Here is a 6,623-nt window from a genome sequence, read left to right as displayed (position 1 = left end):
CGATGTATTCCTTTCTGGCGAGACAAGCGATAGCTATATACCAGCTGTATTTCCTCTAAGCATACTGTCTTTTGGCTAACGACCAGTTGTTTATCTCTGAAGTTCACGATGTCACCGATGTTATAATGCTGATCACTTAACTGGTCGTCACCAGATTTCTTTCCTTCAGCGTAATCATCGTTGCAAGTGTCAGTTAAGTTACGGACAAAGTCCTATTGCCTAACACCTTTACTATAGTTGTCGTGCTATCCATCTTGAAAGGTGTAATTTTTTCCTTTCTCAGTATCACTATCGTTATATGGCATTTTACAGGTGCGAGTAATTTTGAAAAAAAAGCCGAAGATAAGGTAACAAAAGAACAGGTCAATCATGGTTGTATCTGACCATAATTGTCCTGTTCGGAGTAACTCTATTGCGTTATTTAGGTTATGTTTTTCAAGCATTGTTGTACGTACAAGCGAATTGAGGAAATCTTTTTAGAGGTATTACATTTGTTATTGGTTGAAAGATTCCTGCTGACCTTACAAATAGATAGTGTCTTATATATCTGGTTAGAATATTAAATAACTGAGTCTCTCTTAACTAAAACTTTATAGGCTCAATCATTCGTTCTATTTCGTTATTTGTTAAATTTCTTCTACCGAAGGTAGGAAAGTTTGACGCTTTTTTATATCTTAAGTGTTTCTCAGAATTTCACGGAGTGTAACTTCCTTTTCGGAAATTAAGTCATAAAATCCTGTGTGTACTCCCTCTTCATATAACCAACATATATCAGTTCCGTATGGGGCATCAAAAAATTCTAAAATTATAGGGGATATACCAAAAATAGATTCAGCACTTAGAATTGTAAAATTTTCTGCATTATTAATATAATCATCATCATCTACTGTAGAATATAAATTCCATCCGTTTATTTGTGGTATAGAACTTCTTTCTCGAAATGAATATCTAATAGGAAAACCCAAAACAATATTTTTAGAAACTAAGAATCCGCCGTATTCACTGTTATCTATTTTCATTTTCAAACTCCTTTATAATTTCTACGACTTCATTCCTCCAAGAATATTCCTTTGAATAATCGACACAAGATTTCTCGAATATATCTTTATTATTGTAATTAGACCCCTTCTCAAGTAAATAGTTGTATATCTGCTTTATTTCATCAGTAGCTAATTTTGTTATTGTAATTGCATACTTTAATGGTATGGCATCAAATTTATCTAGTGCATTAGTATTAATCCCATTTTCTATCATTAATTTTGTTATTTCTAGCATGTATTCTGGTGAAGGTCTTAGTACATTAAAATAAAAAGTGTGTAAAGCATTTCTTTTGTTTTTCGAATCTGCGAAATTAATATTTATTCCTTCTGATATTAAGAACTTTATTATTTTGACTTTTTCAATTGGTTTTGTATCATTAACTACAGCTAAATTTAATAGATTTAAACCTAAATTAGTAATAACCTGGTCAATATCTCCACAGTAGTGCTCGATAAACTCTTCATATGTTCCATCTCTTACTGCATCAAATACATTTGTTATTTTCAAAATAACTTATCTCCTTTCTCACTCTTAATAATTTTAGTAGAGAGCCCTCACCGGATATACTACCCTTTGGAGAATTGAAGTATTACCTCTTAGTAGCAGAAGTAATTCTTATAGCTTACAAATACTCTACAGACTTGCACTTTAAATGTTATTCATACTTATGACTTCTGTTAGCCGAAGGCGTTTCCAATCTATAGTTATCTGGATTAAACTGAAACTCTTTTAATTCCTCAAGCGTTATTTCTCGATTTTTGTATTTTTCGAACATATCATTATAATTATTCCCAGATTTATGACCAAAATCAACCACATCTTTTCTAGGTTGTCCCGGCTTCCACTCTATTACATCACCAGTATTTGGATCACGCAGAATTCCATCAGGATCTACATGGGCATCATATACCTTATTTTCAAACTCAAGTTTTTTAGTACCTGATAGTGCAGGTCTCCCTTTAGGCTTCCTATCTTTTATATATGGACCGTCCACTAAAGGATTAGTATGGTTAGCTCCACTTATTGCCTTACCACAAACACCCGTCCCCTAAGTTGTAAAGCTATTTCGGAAAATAAAAAGCGATAACTGGGTTACCAATTACCGCAAGCAATGTTAGACAATTTTATGTGCTAAAACGTCATAATTATTTTATTTTCCACTACAGTTCTAAAATTAGAATAATTCCTCATCATATTATTACCATATGCACTTACGGCCTCATTACCATTTATCATACTCTCATAATTTTCTTTAAATTCTTTTTTTATCGGCTCGTCTAAACTTTCATAGTACCTTTTAGTGGCTTCTTCTGCTAGTTTACGCGAACCATGCGTTAAAACAAAACTAATATCAACCAAATAACCATTCGGAGGATAAAACCCTCTCATAACGACTTTTTCAACAAAATCATCCAGATCGTTCATGCAGCTTTCTACAATAAGTAAAAATACGCTATCTAACCAACTAGTAAATTCTTCAACTGTCTGATCCCAATTTTCTTCATTTGCGATGTTCCAATACAATTGACCACTTGGTACATTGCATTGACGCGTATTGATATGAAATATTTTATCCTTTGATTTTAATGGGATAATTGCACATTCACCATAAAATGCTACATTTCTATCAGATATATTATTCCAACTTGTATAAAAAAACACCTTGTACATGAATCTCTTATCTTTTTTGGTCATCCAATGACCTGACTTAGAATATTTCCAACCACTGTCTGTATACTTTTCAGATATTAAACTGCATACGTTATCAAATACTTCATTTGCTTTCATATTTACACCTCAAATCTCAGCCATCTAGGATTCATATATTTCAAACTCAATCTTCAAATCTTGCGTACTTTTTTTGAAAAATTCCAATAATTTATTACAATTCTCAGTTGGTTTATATATAAATCTTAAATCAAATATAAATCCATCTTCTTACTTATTTGATGAGATTCTTCAAATGAAATTACTTGAAATTGTATGACCTGCTTTTAAAGCTAAATCTTTTAGTTCACCAATTTCTACATTCGGTACTACAATTAAAATGTAGGAGTCGCTATCTATGTCTAAATACGCAAGAGATAAAGATCGTTCATTGAGTTTATCCGCAATAGCCTGTAGCTTTTCCCCAGTTAGCATCGCGTCTGATATATTCTCAATCCATTCCCAATCTAATGAATCTATCTTTTTCCTATCAAATAAATCATCGATTGCATAAGTAATTTCCAAGGTACTTTCTTTCCAATCTATTTCATACGCCAATTCGTCATCAATCAATGCATCAATTAACACAATTCATGGTAATTCCTCTAAATGTTCTTCAATACCTCTTTCCTTCAACTTTTCTTCAAATCTAATGACATATTTGTTAGGTTCCTCTATTGCAAACCTAACCTCTTCGACAATCTTGCTTGAATTCTGTGCTAACCTCTCTGCCAATCTTAATAACGCTGAATTTACCATTTGCCTCCCCCTAATAATTAGTCAACAAAATCAACAATAGGATACTTAATATCCTGTTGCTCTAACATAACCCTTGGTGCGAGTATGTGATCCACTTCTACCTCTAACCCATTATTCACAGCCAATTTAACAAGACCTATTACAGGAATACTTAAAAGTTCCTCTGGTGTATCTCCATAATCATCTTTTAATTTCCTGTGACACTCCAACATGTATTCCAAACCATCTAGAACAGATTCCTTATTCTTTTTGATGATTCCATCCAACACGATGCCATACCCCCTATATAGACGCATCCGACTCTTTTGATTTAATTCTTGAAGTTTTATAACATATGTCTCTGCTTCATCCAATTCTTTTAATATAATATGCTTGACAGCATATCCTACTAGTACCCCAAAGGTATCATCTTCTGCGTCTTCTTTAGCTCTACCACCAAAGAGTGTAGCTAGAGAAGTAATTAAATCTTGGTTATCACTTATTAATGCCATAAATAATGTTCGATATCTATTGGTATTAACATAATCCATCGAAATATCAAATTTATTGTCGTATTTTTGAAATATGACTTCTTGCATTTTAGCAGCCAGATAAAAATTTTGCTTTGATTTAACTACATCCTTATTAAGGACGATTTCGCCAATTGCAATATCCATAAATCCATTACAAAGTAGCTTATAATAAAAACCAACATTCTTGGGCAAGCCATTTGTTCTGTATTTCTCTAAACGCATATCCGTTCTTTCAACAAATCGAGCATAAACATCCGGAAAATAATTAATATATGACTCTCCAATTTCATCCATATCAATAAGCTCCTTATATCAGTTTTCAGTTATCATACTTACATATGATCAAGGAAACTTGCCCATACGCTTCCATGTATTTATTCCTTCTTTTGTTAAGTTATTGAGAGTTTTATTGACCTGGCCCCCATCTTGAATAAATTTCTCAATTAACTCAGCAGCCTTCACTACATCAGGGTCTTTTGACCTCGACATTTTCTCCAGATTTCCTTCTATCCATGAATTACTCATCTGTTTACCCATTTTTGTATTTCCAAGTTTCGAACTTCCGAATTTCGACTCATTTATTATGATATCAACAACTTCACCTTCATCTGAATATTTAATATATAGGCCATCGAAGCCATTGTTACTTCTAAACTTTAGTATGTAATTTCGTTAGAGAAATCACCACCCAAACTAGTGGTTAATAAATTCCAGACAAAACAACCACTTTAAACAAACGATCAATTCCTTAATATACAAACCTAATAATTGATTTTTTCACTTTAATTTACTCAACCAATCTAATACAATGACGTCTGCGATTTCCCCGACGACTTTCCTTGTTAAACTATTTCCTGCTTCCCACTGTTTTTTAACAAAATCCGGTATCGATTTCTTTTTAGGAGCAGATTCACCCGTCCCCTAAGTACTAATCTTAAGTTTGGGGAATAAAAAGATGAAGCCATTTCACCAAATATAACTATCACATCCTAATATTTGTATTCTATTGAGTTCGTATCCACTACAAGTAGAAAGAAAAAAAAGACCACAATACGGGTGACGATCACGCATTGTGGCGTATTACATGGGCTAAGTGTGTTACTGGTTGAATGGTCGGCCCATTCAGCACTTGATAGGCCCATCACTTACCATATTTTTTATTCAAATGCTATCACAATCCACTCATCCACTACATCCCAAAAGTCAATATTATAATCTGCTTCATCATTTTTCCACCATAATGTCCCATTATTGTTATTGCAATTCAGATAATCAAAAGCCACATAACCACCCATCCCATTACTAAAAAATCCAAATGTTGTATTTAAGTCTATTTTCAAAGGCTGTTTTAATTCTTCAAGAATCCCCCACTCGTAATCAGCAAAATAAGTAACAGATTCTAAAGGTACTAAGCCCATTGATTGACTAGCATAATAGTAAAATCCATTATGAACATTTTCATAGAAATTTCTAATGGAGACAGGAAAATTACCCCACACTTCCTCCAATTTATCATTATGAAACTTCTCCTCAGGATTTCTACCTTCATAATATGATATACCACCGTTTGGTTTTCTTATACTGTAGAGCATAGAGTAACGACCATTATTTTCGATCAGTTCAATATGTTCAAGACATTCAGACAAGTATGATATCGTATTAGACAACTGTACACCTACACTATTTTTCCAGATTTCTAACAGTTTATTGATGCTATCTTTCATGTCATGTTTCTCTAATATCTCTCGCCAAACATATGGTATTGCATGCAATTCAATTGTGTCAATATTATCAACTAGTTCGACATTTTTTTTAAATCTTCTTAAATAACTAAGTTTCTCTTGTTTACTCATCAAGACTCTCCCCCTGTATTTATTAGTTATTATTTAGTATATCATCAATTTGTTTCTGAATTGAACCTTCCAGTACTGATTCAATTTCCATCATTTTTTTCCTGAATTCAAGCTCAACTTCAATATTTTCTTTTTTATAAATTGTCCATTCGGCGTAAGATTTAGCACCTTTTGAAGTGTTTGCTGATTTACTCAAACCAATAAAGTTTTCTGGATTATTTAAAACTTTAAGTTGTTGTTCAAATGTCAATTTCTCAAAACCTTCCATTCGGACTATTTTATCCATTGGTACAATGTGATCTGCCTCAATTGAAGTTGTAATGGTCTTCCCAGAAAGAACTGGATCTAGCATTGGTAACTCAATTCCTTCATTTACTGATTCTCTAATTTCTTCAGTTGGAGTTTTCTTTCTTAACTTTTTATATAATTCATCGGAAATCTTTCTATCTCCATATCTAGCGCCAGTCGGTTTAACATTACCCGCCTCATCAGCATTCTTCGACAACCGCTCATTCAATTCCTTCTTACCTTGTTCCATCTCGTCCAAGTATCTCTGTTGCTGCTGATTTAACTTTGGATCAGAGCTTTTCGATACATTGGTATTCGGTGGTCCATCGAATGCTAGAACTCGTCCATTCGGATTGTTCAGTCCGTTCTTAAGCTCGGTGAACGCTTCTTTGGCTTCTCTTAAGTATCTATTCGCTACTTGAGTGCCAGACTTGGTTAAGTCTCCTATGCGCTTACTGAATTG

9 protein-coding genes and 1 pseudogene are annotated in these 6,623 nt (G+C 33.3%); all 10 read right to left on the bottom strand.

Translation table 11 applies throughout. The features are described 5' to 3' along the window. Positions 1 to 674 precede the first annotated feature (674 nt). On the bottom strand, positions 675 to 1,019 hold the full coding sequence (locus tag AC1TO9_RS24440) for an immunity protein Imm33 domain-containing protein (protein WP_482060735.1): 345 nt from the start codon (positions 1,017 to 1,019) through the stop codon (positions 675 to 677). Continuing rightward, positions 1,006 to 1,548, bottom strand: a complete 543-nt coding sequence (locus AC1TO9_RS24435) for an ankyrin repeat domain-containing protein (protein ID WP_482060734.1) — start codon at positions 1,546 to 1,548, stop codon at positions 1,006 to 1,008. Before AC1TO9_RS24435 ends, AC1TO9_RS24440 begins: the two co-directional genes overlap by 14 nt. A gap of 148 nt (positions 1,549 to 1,696) precedes the next feature. Further along, positions 1,697 to 2,035: a GH-E family nuclease gene (locus tag AC1TO9_RS24430; RefSeq protein ID WP_482060733.1), complete on the bottom strand. Its 339-nt coding sequence runs from the start codon at positions 2,033 to 2,035 to the stop codon at positions 1,697 to 1,699. 137 nt (positions 2,036 to 2,172) lie between these two features. Further along, positions 2,173 to 2,829 carry a hypothetical protein gene (locus tag AC1TO9_RS24425; RefSeq protein ID WP_482060732.1) on the bottom strand — a complete coding sequence of 219 codons (657 nt, stop codon included), beginning with the start codon at positions 2,827 to 2,829 and terminating at the stop codon, positions 2,173 to 2,175. Positions 2,830 to 3,000: 171 nt separating this feature from the next. Then, on the bottom strand, positions 3,001 to 3,336 hold the full coding sequence (locus tag AC1TO9_RS24420) for a DUF6630 family protein (protein ID WP_482060731.1): 336 nt from the start codon (positions 3,334 to 3,336) through the stop codon (positions 3,001 to 3,003). Positions 3,337 to 3,339: 3 nt separating this feature from the next. Beyond that, positions 3,340 to 3,507, bottom strand: a complete 168-nt coding sequence (locus AC1TO9_RS24415; protein ID WP_482060730.1) for a hypothetical protein — start codon at positions 3,505 to 3,507, stop codon at positions 3,340 to 3,342. Between the two features lie 17 nt (positions 3,508 to 3,524). Beyond that, positions 3,525 to 4,313 carry a hypothetical protein gene (locus AC1TO9_RS24410; protein WP_482060729.1) on the bottom strand — a complete coding sequence of 263 codons (789 nt, stop codon included), beginning with the start codon at positions 4,311 to 4,313 and terminating at the stop codon, positions 3,525 to 3,527. Between the two features lie 48 nt (positions 4,314 to 4,361). Continuing rightward, entirely contained in the window at positions 4,362 to 4,508 is a 147-nt protein-coding gene (locus tag AC1TO9_RS24405; RefSeq protein WP_482060728.1) for a hypothetical protein, read from the bottom strand. Between the two features lie 668 nt (positions 4,509 to 5,176). Beyond that, positions 5,177 to 5,872 carry an SMI1/KNR4 family protein gene (locus AC1TO9_RS24400; RefSeq protein WP_482060727.1) on the bottom strand — a complete coding sequence of 232 codons (696 nt, stop codon included), beginning with the start codon at positions 5,870 to 5,872 and terminating at the stop codon, positions 5,177 to 5,179. A gap of 22 nt (positions 5,873 to 5,894) precedes the next feature. Continuing rightward, positions 5,895 to 6,623 (bottom strand): annotated as a pseudogene (locus AC1TO9_RS24395) (hypothetical protein); the annotation flags it as partial.

The sequence above is a fragment of the Paenibacillus sp. Y916 genome (genome assembly GCF_056786435.1).
The sequence above is the reverse complement of the archived record's forward strand: the minus strand, read 5'-3'. Positions and strand labels throughout refer to the sequence as shown.